At 69.6% G+C, this 16,900-nt stretch carries 14 protein-coding genes; 10 read left to right on the forward strand and 4 right to left on the reverse strand.

Going from position 1 to position 16,900, the window contains the following annotated elements; all coding sequences use genetic code 11:
• Positions 1–1,063 precede the first annotated feature (1,063 nt).
• Positions 1,064–2,566 (reverse strand): hypothetical protein, encoded by a 1,503-nt coding sequence (locus ACTOQ2_RS08125; protein ID WP_440099088.1) that lies wholly within the window; start codon positions 2,564–2,566, stop codon positions 1,064–1,066.
• On the opposite strand from ACTOQ2_RS08125, the gene ACTOQ2_RS08130 reads away from it, so the two are divergent.
• On the forward strand, positions 2,462–3,655 hold the full coding sequence (locus tag ACTOQ2_RS08130) for a hypothetical protein (protein WP_440099089.1): 1,194 nt from the start codon (positions 2,462–2,464) through the stop codon (positions 3,653–3,655). The two genes, ACTOQ2_RS08125 and ACTOQ2_RS08130, sit on opposite strands and share 105 nt — an antisense overlap.
• Before the next feature lie 97 nt (positions 3,656–3,752).
• Here the strand turns inward: ACTOQ2_RS08130 and ACTOQ2_RS08135 are convergent, their stop codons facing one another.
• On the reverse strand, positions 3,753–4,691 hold the full coding sequence (locus tag ACTOQ2_RS08135; RefSeq protein WP_440099090.1) for an MBL fold metallo-hydrolase: 939 nt from the start codon (positions 4,689–4,691) through the stop codon (positions 3,753–3,755).
• 97 nt (positions 4,692–4,788) lie between these two features.
• Between ACTOQ2_RS08135 and ACTOQ2_RS08140 the strand changes: the two genes are divergently transcribed.
• Entirely contained in the window at positions 4,789–5,553 is a 765-nt protein-coding gene (locus tag ACTOQ2_RS08140; RefSeq protein WP_440099368.1) for a single-stranded DNA-binding protein, read from the forward strand.
• A gap of 92 nt (positions 5,554–5,645) precedes the next feature.
• On the opposite strand, the gene ACTOQ2_RS08145 is transcribed toward ACTOQ2_RS08140, so the two are convergent.
• Positions 5,646–7,124, reverse strand: a complete 1,479-nt coding sequence (locus ACTOQ2_RS08145; RefSeq protein ID WP_440099091.1) for a DUF1015 family protein — start codon at positions 7,122–7,124, stop codon at positions 5,646–5,648.
• Positions 7,125–7,241: 117 nt separating this feature from the next.
• Between ACTOQ2_RS08145 and ACTOQ2_RS08150 the strand changes: the two genes are divergently transcribed.
• Positions 7,242–7,673, forward strand: coding sequence for a tetratricopeptide repeat protein (locus ACTOQ2_RS08150; protein WP_440099092.1), 432 nt, complete (start codon positions 7,242–7,244; stop codon positions 7,671–7,673).
• Between the two features lie 214 nt (positions 7,674–7,887).
• On the forward strand, positions 7,888–8,907 hold the full coding sequence (locus ACTOQ2_RS08155; RefSeq protein ID WP_440099093.1) for an HAD-IIA family hydrolase: 1,020 nt from the start codon (positions 7,888–7,890) through the stop codon (positions 8,905–8,907).
• A gap of 310 nt (positions 8,908–9,217) precedes the next feature.
• On the opposite strand, the gene ACTOQ2_RS08160 is transcribed toward ACTOQ2_RS08155, so the two are convergent.
• Positions 9,218–9,565 (reverse strand): SCP2 sterol-binding domain-containing protein, encoded by a 348-nt coding sequence (locus ACTOQ2_RS08160; RefSeq protein ID WP_440065991.1) that lies wholly within the window; start codon positions 9,563–9,565, stop codon positions 9,218–9,220.
• Between the two features lie 577 nt (positions 9,566–10,142).
• Here ACTOQ2_RS08160 and ACTOQ2_RS08165 point away from each other — a divergent pair.
• From ACTOQ2_RS08165 to ACTOQ2_RS08190, 6 genes are all read left to right on the forward strand, one after another.
• The gene (locus ACTOQ2_RS08165; RefSeq protein ID WP_440099094.1) at positions 10,143–10,544 is read left to right on the forward strand and encodes a hypothetical protein; all 402 of its coding nucleotides are present in this window, start codon (positions 10,143–10,145) and stop codon (positions 10,542–10,544) included.
• The gene (locus tag ACTOQ2_RS08170) at positions 10,541–11,359 is read left to right on the forward strand and encodes a TlyA family RNA methyltransferase (RefSeq protein WP_440099095.1); all 819 of its coding nucleotides are present in this window, start codon (positions 10,541–10,543) and stop codon (positions 11,357–11,359) included. Before ACTOQ2_RS08165 ends, ACTOQ2_RS08170 begins: the two co-directional genes overlap by 4 nt.
• Before the next feature lie 452 nt (positions 11,360–11,811).
• Positions 11,812–12,717 carry an NAD kinase gene (locus ACTOQ2_RS08175; RefSeq protein ID WP_440099096.1) on the forward strand — a complete coding sequence of 302 codons (906 nt, stop codon included), beginning with the start codon at positions 11,812–11,814 and terminating at the stop codon, positions 12,715–12,717.
• Positions 12,718–12,807: 90 nt separating this feature from the next.
• Complete coding sequence (gene recN, locus ACTOQ2_RS08180) at positions 12,808–14,520, forward strand: DNA repair protein RecN (protein WP_440065995.1); 1,713 nt, start codon at positions 12,808–12,810, stop codon at positions 14,518–14,520.
• Between the two features lie 185 nt (positions 14,521–14,705).
• On the forward strand, positions 14,706–15,917 hold the full coding sequence (gene steA, locus ACTOQ2_RS08185; RefSeq protein WP_440065996.1) for a putative cytokinetic ring protein SteA: 1,212 nt from the start codon (positions 14,706–14,708) through the stop codon (positions 15,915–15,917).
• Positions 15,914–16,900: a copper transporter gene (locus tag ACTOQ2_RS08190; protein WP_440099097.1), complete on the forward strand. Its 987-nt coding sequence runs from the start codon at positions 15,914–15,916 to the stop codon at positions 16,898–16,900. Before steA ends, ACTOQ2_RS08190 begins: the two co-directional genes overlap by 4 nt.

Raw genomic sequence — 16,900 nt, forward strand, 5'->3', positions numbered from 1 at the left:
GACGGTGTGGGAGAGTAGGTCACCGCCGGACAATCTTTTGAGGGCCTCCACCGTTGGTGGGGGCCCTTAGTCATGTCTCGGCCCTTTTTTCCGGGGCTGTTCCGGGACCCTGCCCGCGACCCTTCCAGAACCTTTTCCGGGACCTGCCCGACACCCGTTCCAGGACCGTTCCGGGGCCTGCTCGGGGCTCTCTTCGGGGCCTTCCAAGCAGGAAACTCCCGAGGCCTCCCGGCTTTCTCCGAGGTCCTTTGATTTCCGCAAGGCTTACTCGAGACGCTTGGTTTCTCGGGATTCCTGTGTTTTCCAGGGAGTTTCGGGAGTCCGGGCCTCCCTGGTTTCAAGGTTTCCGGTATGCGCGGGAGGGGCCTCCGCCACAGGCGGAGGCCCCTCCCGCGTTGTGAAGGCGTTCTCTGAGCGATTTTCGGCTCTGTCTCGACTCTCATGGCAGTGCGGCGACCGTCGGGTCAGACGGTTCCCTGGTTCTCTCGAAAACCGCTCACAAAGGCTCCGCTGCTGTGGCCATGATCATTTGTGGGTGTCGAGGGAAGGGCGTGTGGACTTTCAGGGGCTTGCTAGGCTGGACAGGCCGGGCCACCCCACCTGCGGGTGGCCTTCGTCGCGCCAGACCACGATAGGGCGGGGCAGCGATAGCGAACGGGGCGCACCCCGCGGCCGGAGACCGCCCGCACAGCGAATCGTCCCATCCGATCGAAGAGACGGGACGCGCTCGCAGAGTGAGCCAACGAATGGACCAGAAGTGAACAGTGACAACGGGCCTGAGGGCGCCGGCCGACGCGAAGAGGGCGAAAACCGCGGATCTGGTGGCCAGGGAGGCCACCGTAGCGATCGCGCAGGTGGTGACAGGGGACGTCCGGGCGACGGTCCCCGATATGGTGAGCGCCGAGAGGGGCGCCCGAGTGGTTCTTACGGCTCTCGTGATCGTGGCGACCGGCCGTCATACAACCGTGACGACCGTGGTTCGGGCCGCCCTGCGTTCAACCGCGACGACCGTCCGCGTCCTGCTTTCAACCGGGACGACCGTCCGAGTGGCGGGCAGAGGCCCTCAGGGCCGCGTGGCGAGGGCCAGCGTCCTTATGGTGACCGCGACCAGTCCCGCGGTGGTTCTTACGGCTCTCGTGACCGTGGGGACCGGCCGTCTTACAACCGTGACGACCGTGGTTCCGGCCGCCCCCCGTCCAACCGCGACGACAGTGGTGAGCGCAGGCCGTTCAATCGGGACGATCGTTCCAGCGGTGGGTATCGCGGTGATCGTCCTTCGTTCAACCGTGACGACCGTGGTTCGGGTCGTCCGCCGTTCAACCGTGATGACCGTCCCGGCGGGGGGCGTCCGCCGTTCAATCGCGATGATCGCGGTGGTGAGCGTCGTTCGTACGGTGACCGTGACCAGTCGCGCGGTCAGTATGGTTCGCGTCCCGACAGTGGTGAGCGCAGGCCGTTCAACCGTGACGACCGTCCTGGTGGAGGTCGTCCGCCGTTCAATCGCGATGACCGTCCCGGTGGCGGCTATCGCGGTGATCGCGGTGATCGTCCTTCGTTCAACCGTGACGACCGTGGTTCGGGTCGTCCGCCGTTCAACCGTGATGACCGTCCCGGCGGGGGGCGTCCGCCGTTCAATCGCGATGATCGCGGTGGTGAGCGTCGTTCGTACGGTGACCGTGACCAGTCGCGCGGTCAGTATGGTTCGCGTCCCGACAGTGGTGAGCGCAGGCCGTTCAACCGTGACGACCGTCCTGGTGGAGGTCGTCCGCCGTTCAATCGCGATGACCGTCCCGGTGGCGGCTATCGCGGCGACCGCGGTGATCGTCCTTCGTTCAACCGTGACGATCGCGGTGGTGACCGTCCGGCGTTCAACCGCGATGACCGTGGTGAGCGCAGGCCGTTCAACCGTGACGACCGTCCCGGCGGGGGGCGTCCGCCGTTCAATCGCGATGACCGTCCCGGTGGCGGCTATCGCGGCGACCGCGGTGATCGTCCTTCGTTCAACCGTGACAGTCGTGGTGGAGATCGTCCGCCGTTCAACCGTGACGATCGTGGTTCGGGTCGTCCGCCGTTCAATCGCGATGACCGCGGTGATCGTCCCTCGTTCAATCGTGATGATCGCGGTGGTGAGCGTCGTTCGTACGGTGACCGCGACCAGACCCGTAGTCGTTATGGTTCGCGCCCGGATGGTGAGCGCAGGCCGTTCAACCGCGATGACCGTCCCGGTGGTGGCTACCGCGGCGACCGTCCCGGCTTCAACCGTGACGATCGCGGTGGTGACCGTCCGGCGTTCAACCGCGATGACCGTGGTGAGCGCAGGCCGTTCAACCGTGACGACCGTCCCGGTGGAGGGCGTCCCTTCGGGAACCGTGACCGCGACGGTGAGGGCTCCCGCACCCGCTACGGCCGGGATGACCGGTCCGGTGGCCGCGACGAGGCTCCCAGCGGCCAGCGTGAGGAGTTGCCGGAGCTCGCCCCGGACATCACCGCGGAGGAGCTCGACAAGGAGATCCGCGAGGAACTGCGTTCCCTTCCCCTCGACCTCGCGGAGCTGATCTCCCGCCACCTGGTGGCGGCCGAGAGGGCCCTTGGCGAGGACGACGCGGAGCGGGCGTACGAGCACACGAAGGTCGCACGTCGCTTCGCGGCCAGGATCGGGGTGATCCGCGAAGCCGTCGGCATAGCGGCCTACCGCGCCGGCCACTTCTCCGAGGCGCTCAGCGATCTGCGCGCGGCTCGCCGGATGACGGGTTCCGACTCGTTCCTGCCGATCATGGCGGACTGCGAGCGTGGCCTTGGCCGTCCCGAGCGCGCCCTTGATCTGGTCCGCTCCAAGGAGGCCGAGCGGCTCGACCGCGTCGGCAAGATCGAACTCGCCATCGTGGAGTCCGGTGCCCGGAGGGATCTCGGCCAGAACGACGCCGCGGTCATCACCCTTCAGCGCCTTCCTGAGCTGCGCGACACCCGTCCTCAGCCCTGGTCGGCCCGCCTCGCCTTCGCCTACGCCGACGCGTTGTCGGTGGCCGGTCACGAAGGGCCCGCCACCGAGTGGTTCGGCCGGGCGATGGCCTTCGACGAGGACGGCGAGACCGACGCGGCCGAGCGTTACGCGGAACTGACGGGCGCTGTCATCGAGGATCTGGAAGAGGACGACGACGAGGACGGGGAAGTCATCGACGATGACACCCGCCTTCGGGGTGGTGCCGATGCCGAGATCGATGACGAGATCGACACCGATGACGGCGATGTCGACGATGACATCCATGCCGACGACGACGCCGACATCGACGACGTCGCGGCTCTGGACGCGGAGATCGAAGACGAAGACGATCTCTTTGACGACGAGTTCAGCGCGAACCGGCCCGTCGCCGGCGATGCTCCTGACAACGGCTCTTCCGACGAAGAGGGCTCACCCGAGAACGTCTCCTCCAAGACCGGCTCTTCCAGGGACGAGACGCTCGATGTCGAGCGGAAGGTTGAGGAGAAGCCCGGCAAGGTGGAGCGTGCCGTCGGCCCGGCCTTCATCGAGCCTGACTTCGGCGACATTCTCAGTGACGCCCCCGATGTCGACTCCGACGGAGACGACGACCTGGACGAGGATCGGGACGGGGACGAGCAGGGCCGGGATCGCCAGGGCAAGTCCGAGAAGAAGTAGTTTCCGGGGACCTTCATCGCATTCCGGGTGCGCGAGCTGCGCACCCGGAATGCGGAAGGCACCTCCAGGGTGATCCTGGACCTTACGGGACGCCTTCTTACGGCTGGACCCGGTCCAGCCAGTGCAGGATGCCGGCCACGTTGGACGGGGCGCCGCTCAGCAGTTCGAACTGCTCGGCGGTCGCCTCGTCCGCTTTCAGGGCCGCATAGCGGTCGCGGGTGCGCTCCCTGACCATGGCGACAGCGTGATCCAGATCCATGCCCTCCGTGCGGGCCTGACGGGTCAGATCGACCCAGACGCGAAGCTCCTCGGCGGAGCGTCCCAGGATCTCCTCCACGTCCGCGACCGGTCCGTAGTGACTGAAGAGCAGTCTCTGCGGGCCCAGCGCCCTGAACAGGGCGATCGAGTTCAGTGCGGTACGCAGGTCGAAGTCCGGCGGGGGCGTGGCGGGGCGCAGGTCACCCGTCTCAGGAAGGTAGACCCCGGCCGCGTCGCCGACGTAGAGGTCTCCGGTGCCGGAATCGATGAGTCCCACATGGTGTCTGGCGTGGCCCGGTGAGTAATGGCTGTTCAAGGTGCGTCCGTTGCCGAGGTCGATCGTGTCGGTGTCGCCGAGGGCGCGAATCCGTGAGGCTTCCGTGGGGGAGAGCTCGCCGAACAGGGTGTCCAGTTTGTCGCCCCAGACCATCCGCGCGCTGGCCATCAGCCTGGACGGATCGGCGAGATGCCGGGCACCTTTCTCGTGAACCACGATCTCCGCATCCGGGTAGAAACCAGCGATGTCGCCGACCCCGCCCGCGTGGTCCAAGTGGATGTGCGTGACAACGACCGTGGCGAGATCTCCCGGGCCGACGCCCAATGAGGTAAGGGCGTCGCGCACCACGGGAGCGGAGGTGGAGGTGCCGGTCTCCACCAGGCAGGGGCGGTCTCCGAGGATCAGGTATCCGGCCGTGATGCTGGAGTATCCGGCCATCCTCGTGTCGATCTCATAGACGTCCCCACCGAGGGCGGTGATGTTTTCCACAGGCCACCTCATAACTGGAACCGGCGTCCACAGAACAGTATTCGGCCATTTCCGTGCAGCTCAACATCGTAGAGAGTCCTTCTCGACCGGCAGGATCGAGGAGGATCGCATGGATCGTAACGAGGTCATTCTCGTGGGCCGCCTACCTGAGGCGGCCCACATCAGGTCGTTGCAGAGCGGGAGCAGGCTCTGCACCTGGCGCCTGATCGTCCGGCGGCAGCACCGCGGGCGTGGAGCCCGGGTCGACACCATTCCGTGCGCGTCGTTCGAGCTCGAGGTGATCGAGGCCGTGGCCGGTTGGCTGCCCGATGACATCGTCGAGGTGACGGGTTCGCTGCGCCGCCGCTGGTGGGGAAGCGAGGGGGCCAAATCGTCCGGGTACGAGGTCGAAGTGCGTTCGGTGAGACGTCTCGAGCGCAAGGTCACCATGATCCTGACCGGCGACGAGGGAGTTCCGGCGCCCGCTCCGCCTCGGTCGGTGCGCTCACTTGTGCACGCGGGGCATGGGGATACCGGGCAGGGCGCGGAGCCGCGGCTCACCCCGGTCAAGCCCGACCTCACCTCATCCGGGTCGAGTCTCGCTCCGACCGGACCGGATCTCATCGGGCTGGATTCGGTCCCGATCGGGCCGGGTCTCGTTCCGGTCGGGCGGGATTCGGCTCCGGCCGGTCCGGATCTCACCTCGGTTGAGCGGGATCTCGCCTCGGCCGGGCCTGACCACCTCACCTTGGTCCGACCGGACCTCGCTCCGGAAGGTGTGCCGGAACCGGAACCGGAACCGGAACCGCGAGCCGTGGAGGCGTCGATTTCGGGCCGCTCGCAGGTGCCTCACCCCGTGACGCGCGCAGGCGCGATCTTTGGAGCGGGCAAGTGAGCGATGTCCTTCTTTCCACGCGTCCAGCACCCCGGGATCCCGGAGTCTCCCAGAGACCTGGCTTCCTCTCAGGCTTCGGTCTCCTCGAACCCTCAGGAGCCGGGCTTCTCGAAGGGCGGATTGCCCATGGGCGATGTCCCCGCCGGGGTGAGCAGGCGCAGGACCAGACCGGTCCTGGGCTTCGGGCCGAAAGAGGTGGATTTGCGAGGCACCCGCTCTCCCTGAGCTGCGACCGCGAGCACATCGTCGACGGCAAGCGGGCGCAACAGCACCGCGGTCCCCCCGAAGGCCCGTGCGAGCCGTACGGCGGCCTCCGGGTCGTGGTGGACGATGCGCACCGACAACTCGTCGTCCCGCATCCCCCAGACTTTCGGCAGGAGAAACTCCGCGAGGATGGAGGTGTTCAGCGCCCGCCACCCGGCCGAGCGCTCGGCCGGCATGGCGTGTTCGAGCTGAGCGGGGTCAGGGTCGGTGAGAAGGTGGGTGAGTTCGCCGGAGGACAGCAGATAGGCCGGTCCGCTGGTCTCGTCCAACGCGGCCAGGCCTTCGGTCAGGTCCGCGTACTCCTGTACCCGCCACGAACCCTTGGCCTTGGCCAGCGCCTCTTCAAGTGGCAGTTGGGGGATGACCCGGTGGATGGCCTTCAGATCCGGCGGGTAGGCGCTGGAGTCCACCAGGAGCGCAAGACCGAAGTCCCACGGTTCGGGCTCCATGGAACTCGGCGGCGTCGCCGATTTCACGGTCTCCGCCCGCTCCCCGGTCGTCCCCGCCGCGTTGGCCCTGTCGGCAGTGTCGGCAGTGTCGGCAGTGTCGGCAGTGTCGGCAGTGTCGGCAGTGTCGGCCGTGTCGGCCGTGTCGGCCGTGATCGTCGCACCACGTGTGGTGGCGGCCCGGTGTTCCCGCTGGAGCGCGAGGTAGGTGGCGTAACGGTGGTGCCCGTCGGCGATGAGGGCCTGGTGGGGGCGGAGGTCGGCGTCGATGGAGGAGAGTTCCTCACTGTCGGTGACGGCCCACAGCCGGTGCCTGACCTCGTCTTCGGTCTTCGCCTCCGCCAGCGGGGGCCGGGTCGCGGCGACATGGTCGACGAGGCGGGTGGTGGCGCCGCCCGCGCCGTCGTAGAGCAGGAAGATGGGCTCGAGGTTGGCTTCCGTGGTGCTCATCAGTGCCAGCCGGTCGGCGACCGGTCCGGGCATCACGTCCTCGTGAGGCAGGACGATGTGCAGCTCCGGGCCGGCCAGTCCCACGTCGCCGATGATTCCGCGCTGCAGGACCCCGGGACCCGACTGCTCATAGACGTAGACCGCGGGCGTCTCGTCGGCGGCCAGCACCCCTGAGGAGAGCCATTGGTGAAGCGTCTCTCGTGCCTCGACGTATCTGTGCTGGTCGGTGCCGGGAAGGATCAAACGCACCACGTTGTTGGGATGGGTGTCGAGCAGCTTTCGCACGCCGGCCTCGTCGATGAGGTCGTAAGGCGGTGAGGTGACCCCGGCCAGATCGTCGACCGTGAACCGTACGCCGCGAAACGGGCGTAGCACCAGCCCGCCGGGTATCGGCAGTTCAGGATTCGCCATAGAGGGCATGCTGCCATAAAGGCCTGAAACGGCCGGGGGCCGCTTCGAGTCCGTGGTGCCCGGTCCGTCAGGGAATCGGCCAGATCTGTCGTCTGTCGATGAAGGAGGCCTCACATAATGGTCCAAGGACGTGGCGGTCCGTCTGATTCCCCCAACCCCGAGACGGGCGCTCCGGTCGGGGACGTCTACGAATGGTTTCAACGAGGGATGAGGCTGCTGGCCGAGGGTAGTCCGGCGGCTGCGGCCGCGCTGCTGGAACGGGCGGCCGACGCGGAGCCGGAGTCACGAAGCATCCGGGAGGCCCTCGCCAGAGCGCAGTTCAACTCCCGGCAGTACTCCGACGCCGTCGACAGCTTTCGCTGGATCATCGATGCCAATCCGGCTGAGGACTATGCGTATTTCGGGCTCGGACTCGCTCTCTGGCGCACCGGGGACATGGAAGGGGCTCAGGAGCCGCTGGCCATCGCCGTCGCGATGCGCCCCGACCTGCGGCACTACGTTTCCGCGCTGAAAAGCGTTCGCGCCACGTTGCGCGCCCGCAGGATGTGATTCATGCGAGTACATCGTCGTGATCCCGCGTGCGCAGGATGTGATTCATGCGAGTACACGGCTGTTGTGCGCTGAATGTGATCCGTGCGGACTTGCCGGTGTGGCCCGCGGATGCTCGCCAGATGTGATCTGGATGGGTTCGCCGGATGTGATCCGGACCGCTCCGTCGCATGGACCCGTGCGGGTGGTGGAACGCGGGTGATGAAATGGGCCAGTGGACACGAATACGCTGATCGACCCGTACGACACTCTTCTCCTTGACCTCGACGGGGTGGTGTATCTCGGGCGCGACGCCGTACCGGCGGCTCCCGAGGCCCTGAGCCGGGCGGCGGAACGTGGTGTGCGCCTCGCCTACGTCACCAACAACGCCTCACGGACCCCCGCCGCCATCGCCCAGCACCTGCGTGCGCTGGGTGCTCCGGCGGCCGCCGAGGATGTCGTGACCTCCGCCCAGGCCGCCGCGCGACTCGTGGCCGAGCGGGTCGAACCGGGCGCCGCGGTGCTGGTGGTCGGCGGGATGGGCCTGCGCTCCGCACTGCGCGCCCACGGACTGCGTCCGGTCAGCACCGCCCTGGACGCCCCGGCCGCGGTCGTCCAGGGCATCGCTCCCGATCTGTCCTACGGCCTGCTGGCCGAGGGAACACTCGCCGTGAGAGAGGGAGCCCTCTTCGTCGCCGCCAACGCCGACTCGACCATGCCGACCGGCAGGGGCGAGCTTCCCGGCAACGGCGCGATGATCAGGGTCATCGCCACGGCGACCGGGGTGGAGCCGATCGTCGCGGGAAAGCCCGAGCCGCCCCTGCACCGGGAGTCGATGCTCCGTACCGGATCGCGGCGGCCCCTGGTGGTCGGTGACCGGCTCGACACCGACATCGAGGGGGCGAACAACGCCGGGGTGGACAGCCTGTTGGTCCTGACCGGGGTGGCGAGCCCGCTCGACGTGCTGACCGCCGTTCCGCGGCACCGGCCCACCTACATCGCCGGTGATCTGTCCGGCCTGCACCGGCCCTACCCCGAGGTGCGGCGGGCCGGCAACGGGTGGACCTGCGAGGGGTGGACGGCACGCTGGGAGGAGGGCGCGCTCACCCTTGAAGGCGGAGGTGAGCCGCTCGACGGGCTCCGCGCCGCATCCGCAGCCACCTGGGAGGCGGCGGGCGAGGGCCGGGCGGACGAGGACGTGGTGAAGGCGGCACTCGACGTCGTGCTCTCGCAGCCCACCCCGCGCTCCGGCTGAGACGGTCGCCTCACCAACGCCCGCGCGGGCAACGTCGCACTGACCCTCGCAGCCCACCCCGCGCTCCGGCTGAGACGGCCGCCCCAGCCCTCTGACCCCTCCCGTCTGGGAGCCACGCGGATCTCGCCCGGGATCCGCGTGGATCCCAGGCGACGTCGCGACGATGACCGGAAGGCCGTAGTCGGACTGGCCGCCGTCGGCCCCGGTGGCTCTCCTCCCGCGTGATCCCGCCCGAGCCTCCCGTGTGATCCCGCCCGAGGGCGGGATCCAGTCCGAGCCTCCCGCGGGATCCCGCCCGAGGGCGGCATCCTCAAAGAAGTTTGCGCAGGCGAAGAAGGTCGCTGAAGCTGGCGTCGACCTTGACCCGCCCGCTGAAGACGGCCCGTCCCATGTCGAGCTCCCCGTTGACCAGGGAGATGAGATCGTCGCTGCCGATGGTCAGTTTCACGTCGACCTGCCTGCCGTCGTTCGCGGGCAGATCCTCGAAGGGGCCGAGGCCGCCATGGTGGATGCGACCGTAGAAGGTGACGCCGAGATCCTTGACATGGCAGCTGATGCTGCGCTCGACCACGTGCTTGGCGCGGCTTTCCTGGTCAACCTCGTCGAACTGCTCGCCGAGTTTGCGCAGTGCCACCCGGCACTCGTCGACGGTCGCCATCGCGTGGCGCTCCCTTCTCTCCCTGACCGATCCGAATCCTTTTCAGGTACGGACGGTAGCGTTCCACATGGGTACGGCATGCAATCCGGCGCGGGGGTGCCGGAGAAAGAGGCTTCTGCCATGGCGCCGAACGTCACGCGGGTATGCGTTGGCGGTCGCCGACCTTAATGGGATGACAACGAGCGAGGCCCCCGCGATAGTTCACGGTTTACCCATTTTTGGAGAACCCCTTCCCTTCTGGCCCACGCTGGACGGGGCGACGTCGGATCGCCCTGCGCGGGACCGGCCCGAGCAGGAGGGAGGCGCCGGCGTCCGGGTTCCCCGGGTGGCGCGGGAAACCCGGGGAACCCGGACACGGAGGCGGGGAGGCCGCGGGCGCGGGCAAGGTAAAGCCGGAAAAGGGGAGAGAGCCCGCCGGGGCGACGAGGGGCGCGGGTTCCGATACGGTCGGGGAATCCACGGGCGCGAGGCCGGCGAGCGTCGTGCTCGTGCGGCGGCGGCCGTGTTCGTACGGAGAAAGGGCCGCGGCGGCGGCCACCAGGGCCGAGGCGGCCAGGAGCGGTGCCGGAGGGGGCGCATGACGGACCTGCTGGAAGAGATGGGCGAGACGGGCGACGAGCGGGTGGAGGCCGCGCTGGGCGGGCTCGCCCGCCTCGGTGCCCTGCCCGTCTCGGCGCACGCGGACGTCTTCGAGGAGGTGTTCACCGGACTGGAGCAGGCGCTCGCCGCGGTGAACGACGTCTCAGGACGGGAGCTCGCCGCGGTCGGCGACATCCCGGGGCGGGTGGTCACCCCGGCGCACGGCGTCCCGGGGCGGGGGCCGATCCTGGCGGCCGCTGTTTCGGGAGTGGACACCCTTGCGGGAGTGGACGGCCTTGCGGGGGCGGAGGGCCTTTCTGGGCAGGGGCCGGCCCCTGCGCACGGTGTCTCCGGGCAGGGGACGGCCCCGGCGGACGGCACCCCGGACCGGCGCCCGTGAGCCGGCGTACCCGCCTCGACAGCGAGCTCGTCCGCCGGAAACTGGCGCGGTCCCGGGAACAGGCGGCCCAGCTCATCGAGGCCGGCCGGGTCAGCGTCGGCGGCCAGGTCGCGGCCAAGCCCGCGACCCAGGTCGACACGGCCTCGGCGATCGTGGTCGCGGAGGCGGCGGAGGGACCCGACTACGTCTCGCGGGGCGCGCACAAGCTCCTCGGCGCGCTGGAGGCCTTCGAACCCCTCGGCCTCACCGTCGAAGGACGTCGTTGCCTGGACGCGGGTGCCTCGACCGGAGGTTTCACCGACGTGCTGCTGCGCGCTGGAGCGGCCCACGTGCTGGCCGTCGACGTCGGGTACGGCCAGCTCGCCTGGTCGCTGCGGACCGACGACAGGGTCACGGTCATGGAGCGGGTCAACGTCAGGGACCTGAAACCCGACATGGTCGGCGAGGCTCCCACGCTGATCGTCGGTGATCTCTCTTTCATCTCCCTGCGTCTGGTGTTGCCTGCCCTGGCCCTGTGCGCCGCGGGGCAGGCCGATTTCGCGATGCTGGTCAAACCCCAGTTCGAGGTCGGCAGGGAGCGGGTCGGTGCGGGCGGGGTCGTCCGCGACCCGGGACTTCGCGCCGGTGCCGTACGGGATGTGGCCGAAGCCGCTCGAACCCTCGGCCTGAGCGTGCGAGGGGTCACCGCGAGCCCGCTGCCTGGTCCGTCCGGCAACGTCGAGTACGTCATCTGGCTGGGCAAGGGAGAGGGCGCCCCGCCGGTCCCCGACCTTGACGCGGAGATCGAGCGGGCGGTGGCCGAAGGCCCCCGGTAGGTCGTTCTCGGCCCTGGGCCCCCGGCTCCCGGGCTCCACGCCTCCCACGCCCCCGGGTCTCCCCGGCTCCCTGCCTTCCAGGCTTCCGGCTACCCGGGCGCCATCGGCGCCCGGGCGACCCGGGAGAGTGGAGACCTGACATCCTTCTCACCGTCCCCGAAGTCCCTCCCCGGAATTCACTCCCCGGACGGAGGGGATTCCCGCGATCATCCATGAGAGTTCCCGATTCACCGCCGGTCGCCCGCCAGGAGAAATTCCTTGAGGTCCTACTCCAGCTCCACAGGCGTCTCACCTCTTCGCAGGTCCGGCGGGGACACCGCCGGGCACACTCGTAGTGGCCCGGCCATCGCCATCGCCGGGCACGGTACCGAAACGCGCGGCGCCACGCCGCGTCTCCTCTCCCGCCTCGGTTCCCGCCTCGGGGCGAGGGTCTCCACGTTCAAGGAGAATCGATGACTGCCAAGCGCACCGTGCTGGTCACCGCGCACACCGGGCGGGCGGCGGCCGTCGACAGCGCCCGGATGGTGATCCAACGGTTCGTGGACGCCGGGTTGATCGTGCGCGTTCTCAGTGCCGAGGCCGACGAGCTCGCCTGCGCGGGGGCCGACGTGGTGCCCGCCGGTTCGGCGGCGGTCGACGCCGCCGAGATGATGATCGTGCTCGGCGGGGACGGCAGCCTCCTGAGGGCCGCCGAGCTCGCCCGGCCGGCGGGAGTGCCGCTGCTGGGGGTCAACCTCGGCCACGTGGGCTTCCTGGCCGAGGCCGAGGTGGAGGACCTGGCGGACGCGGTCGACAGCGTGGTGGACGGCCGTTACGACGTCGAGGAGCGGATGACCATCGAGGTCACCGCCCGCCTCAACGGCAAGTTGCTGGCCGACAGCTGGGCGCTGAACGAGGCCACGGTCGAGAAGAGCGAGCGGATGCTCGAGGTGGTCGCCGAGATCGACGGGCGCCCGCTGTCGCGCTGGGGGTGCGACGGGGTGATCTGCGCCACGCCGACCGGTTCGACCGCGTACGCCTTCTCCGCCGGAGGCCCGGTCGTGTGGCCCGAGGTGGAGGCTCTGCTGCTGGTGCCCATCAGCGCCCACGCCCTGTTCGCCCGCGCTCTGGTGGTCTCGCCCCGCTCCAAGCTGGCGCTGGAGATCCAGCCGGAGACGGCGGGAGCGGTGCTGTGGTGCGACGGCCGCCGCAGGTTCGACCTGCCCGCAGGGGCGAGGGTGGAGCTCAAGCGGGCCGCGCTGCCGGTACGGCTGGCGCGGCTGCACGGTCTGGAGGACACCGGGGCACCGTTCACCGACAGGCTGGTCGCCAAGTTCGATCTCCCTGTACAAGGGTGGCGTGGCCGTGTGAGGCCCTAGTTCGTCCGGGCGGGCGACGCCTCAAGCGCGTAGGATCGTGCCCGCGCACCGCACTGATGTTCGGTGAATTCGATGTGACGGGAGGGACCAGTGCGACCTAGAGTCGAGGAGGTCCGCATCCAGGGGCTCGGCGTGATCGACGAGGCCGTCCTGGTGCTGGCGCCGGGATTCACCGTGGTCACGGGCGAGACGGGCGCGGGTAAGACCATGGTGGTGACCGGTCTGGGACTGCTGTTCGGCGGCCGCGCCGACCCCGCCCGGGTCCGCCCCGGCTCCGGCAAGACCACCATCGAGGGCACGCTGATCGTCGACCCGGCGGGACGGGTCGCCCAGCAGGTGCAGGACGTGGGCGGCGTGGTCGAGGACGGCGAGCTGATCATCTCGCGGACGGTCTCGGTCGAGGGGCGCAGCCGCGCCTGGCTGGGCGGGCGCACCGTCCCCGTCGGCACCCTCACCTACCTGGCCGAGGACCTGGTGGCCGTGCACGGCCAGATGGACCAGCAGCGGCTGCTGCAGCCGGGCCGCCAGCGGGCCGCCCTCGACCGCTACGCCGGCGAGGAGCTGGTCAAGCCGTTGCGCGCCTACGAGCAGGCCTACAAGCGGCACAGGAAGATCGCGGAGCAGCTGGACGAGCTGACCACCAGGGCCAGGGAGCGCGCCCAGGAGGCCGACCAGCTCAGGTTCGGGCTCGGCGAGATCGAGAAGGCCGACCCCAAGCCCGGCGAGGAGATCGAGCTGCGCGAGGAGGAGGAGCGGCTCTCCCACGCCGACTCCCTCAGGGGCGCCGCGGAGACGGCGCACCGGGCGCTGCTCGGTGACCCGCTGTCGGGCGAGCAGGCCATGCCGGACGCCATCGCGCTGGTCGGCGAGGCCCGCGCGGCCGTCGAGGCGGTACGCGACTTCGACCCCGCGCTCGCCGGGATCGCCGACCGGCTCGCGGAGGCGGGCTATCTGATCTCCGACGTCGCCACCGAGCTGGCCGCGTACTTCGAGTCGGTCGACGCCGACCCGGGCCGGCTCGCGGTCGTGCAGGAGCGGCGGGCCGTGCTCATCCACGTCATCCGCAGGTACGGCCAGGACACCGCGGAGGTGCTCGCCTGGGCGGCGCGGGCCGCGGCCCGGGTGGCGGAGCTCGACGGCGACGACGATCGCATCGGCGAGCTCACCCGCGAGCACGAGGAGCTCACCGAGCGCCTCACCGAGCTGGCCGCCGAGCTGACCCGGATCAGGACGGCGGCCGCGGAGCGGTTCGGGCGGGCCGTGACCGAGGAGCTCACCGCGCTGGCCATGCCGCACGCCAGGGTGGTGGTCACCATCGCCGCCGCCCCCGAGTTCGGCCCGCAGGGCGTCGACGAGGTCGAACTGCGCATGGCGCCGCACCCGGCCTCGCCGCTCCTGCCGCTGAACAAGGGCGCCTCCGGCGGCGAGCTGAGCCGGGTGATGCTCGCCATCGAGGTGGTGTTCGCCGGTGCCGACCCGGTCCCGACGTTCGTCTTCGACGAGGTCGACGCGGGCGTGGGCGGCAAGGCCGCGGTGGAGATCGGCCGCAGGCTGGCGCGGCTGGCCCGCACCTCCCAGGTGATCGTCGTCACCCACCTCCCGCAGGTCGCGGCCTTCGCCGACCAGCATCTCGTCGTGGAGAAGGCCGATGACGGGAGCGTGGTGCGCAGCGGCGTGATCGCCCTCGACCAGGACGGCCGGGCGCGCGAGCTCTCCCGCATGCTCGCCGGGCTCGAGGACTCCGAGCTGGGCCGCGCGCACGCCGAGGAGCTGCTGTCGATCGCCGCCGCCGACAAGGCGTGACCGGACGGCTGAAACGGGCTGAATAGGCAAGATAGGCCGGATAAAGAAGTGATGGAGCGCGTGATGGGTTGAAGGAGTAATTCGTATGGTCCGGGGGAGTAGGTACCGGGGATTTCGGGTGAAGGATCTGACACGCTGCCGGCTGTTTGGCTCTCCCGGTCGTTCCCTCTGGCAGGATGGTCGTGATGAAGGTGCCGATTGACGGGCTGAAAAACGGGCTCACCGGGTACCTCCGCCGCAGGAAGGTCACTGACCTTCCCGGGGTGACGGCAGTGGCGAGAATCGATCGGCGGACCAAGAGGCTGACCAAGCGCCTCAGGGCCGGGGAAATCGCGATTATCGATCACGTTGACGTTGACCGGGTGAGCGCGGAGGCGCTTGTCGCGTGCGGCGCGGCAGGCGTCGTCAACGTCGCCTCCGGCATCAGCGGCCGCTACCCCAACCTGGGCCCGCAGATCATCGTCGACGCAGGGGTGCCGTTCGTCGACAACGCCACCCCCGAGCTGTTCGAGCGGATCAAGGACGGCGACCTGGTCAGGCTGCACGAGGGCGTCATCTACCTCGACGACGAGGCGGTCGGCAAGGGCGACGTGCAGACGGCCGAGTCCGTCCAGGCCGCGATGAGCGAGGCGCGGGCCGGGCTGACGGTGCAGATCGAGGCGTTCGCGGCCAACACCATGGAGTACGTCCGCCGCGAGCGCGACCTCCTCATCGACGGGATCGGCGTTCCCGACGTCCGGACCGTCATGGAGGGCAGGCACGTCCTCATCGTGGTGCGCGGCTACCACTACAAGGAGGACATCGCCGCCCTCCGCCCCTACATCCGCGAGTACCGCCCGGTCATGATCGGGGTGGACGGCGGCGCGGACGCGCTGCTGGAGGCCGGATACCTGCCCGACATCATCGTCGGAGACTTCGACTCGGTCTCCACCAAGGCGCTCACCACCGGCGCCGAGCTGGTCGTGCACGCCTACCGCGACGGCAGGGCGCCAGGGCTGGAGCGGGTCCAGCAGCTGGGCCGCACCGCGGTGCTCTTCCCGGCGATCGGCACCAGCGAGGACATCGCGATGCTGCTCGCCGACGACAAGGGCGCCGACCTCATCGTCGCCGTCGGCACCCACGCGACCCTGGTGGAGTTCCTCGACAAGGGCCGCTCCGGCATGGCCAGCACCTTCCTCACCCGTCTGCGGGTGGGCAGCAAGCTCATCGACGCGAAAGGCGTCAGCCGGCTCTACCGCAGCCGGATCTCCACACCGTCCCTGCTCCTGCTCGTCGCCACCACGCTGATCACCATGGGGGTGGCGATCGTCGTCTCCCCGGTGGGCAAGATCTGGCTGGACAGCATGCGCGACGTCTGGAGCGGCTTCATCTTCTGGCTGGTCGGACTCTTCTCGTGATCGATTTCCGCTATCACCTCGTCTCCATCGTCGCGATCTTCCTCGCGCTGTCGGTGGGCATCGTGCTGGGTACCACCCTGCTCGAAGACCCCGTCATCAAGGCGAGCGAGCTGGCCGTCAACCAGTTCCGCGAGGGCAACAACGAGCTCCGCGACCAAGTCGAGGCCCTGCAGAAGCGCGAGGCCGCCAACGACGCGTTCGTGGCCGCCGACACCCCCCGGCTGGTCCGGGACGCGCTCGCCGGCGAGAGCGTCGTGATCGTCGAGGCCCCGGGCAGCACGGCGAGCGTGCGCGAGGGGGCGCAGCAGGTGATCGAGGAGGCGGGGGCGACCGTGACCGGCCGGATCACCCTCGCCGAGCGATACACCGATCCCGCCCAGGCGGGCTTCCTCGACAAGCTGGCCGTCGGCGCCAAGGCCCCCGAGACCGTCTTCTCCGTCGAGGACACGGCGTACGACAAGGTGGCCGAGGTGCTCGCCGGCGCGATCCTGACCAGTGACTCCAGCCAGGTGGGCAAGGAGCACCCGGCCGGAGCCGGCATCCTCGACGCCTTCCAGCGCGGCGGGCTGCTCACCGTCACCGGCGAACCCGCCAAGCGCGCCGAGGTGGCCCTGGTGATCGCCCCGGCGGAGGCGTACACCGGGGAGACCGCGGGCGAGCAGGCGAGCGCGCTCGTGACGCTGGCGGTCGGCCTGGACGACGCGGGCCAGGGCACCGTGCTGGCCGGTACGCAGACCTCGGTCGCGACCGGCGGGGTCATCGCCGCGCTCCGCGAGGACGCGGCCCTCACCGAGAAGGTCTCCAGCGTCGACACCGCCGATATGCCCGCGGGACGGGTCGTGGTGGTCTACGCTCTCCGAGAGCAACTCACCGGGCTGGCCGGCCAGTACGGCATCGGCCCCGGCGTCTCCGGCATCGAGCCCAGCGCGACGCCGACCCCCACGGCCGTCCCCACGGCCGCCACGGCCACCTCCGGAGGATGA

Source organism: Streptosporangium sp. H16 (assembly GCF_051918855.1).
Lineage (GTDB): Bacteria > Actinomycetota > Actinomycetes > Streptosporangiales > Streptosporangiaceae > Streptosporangium.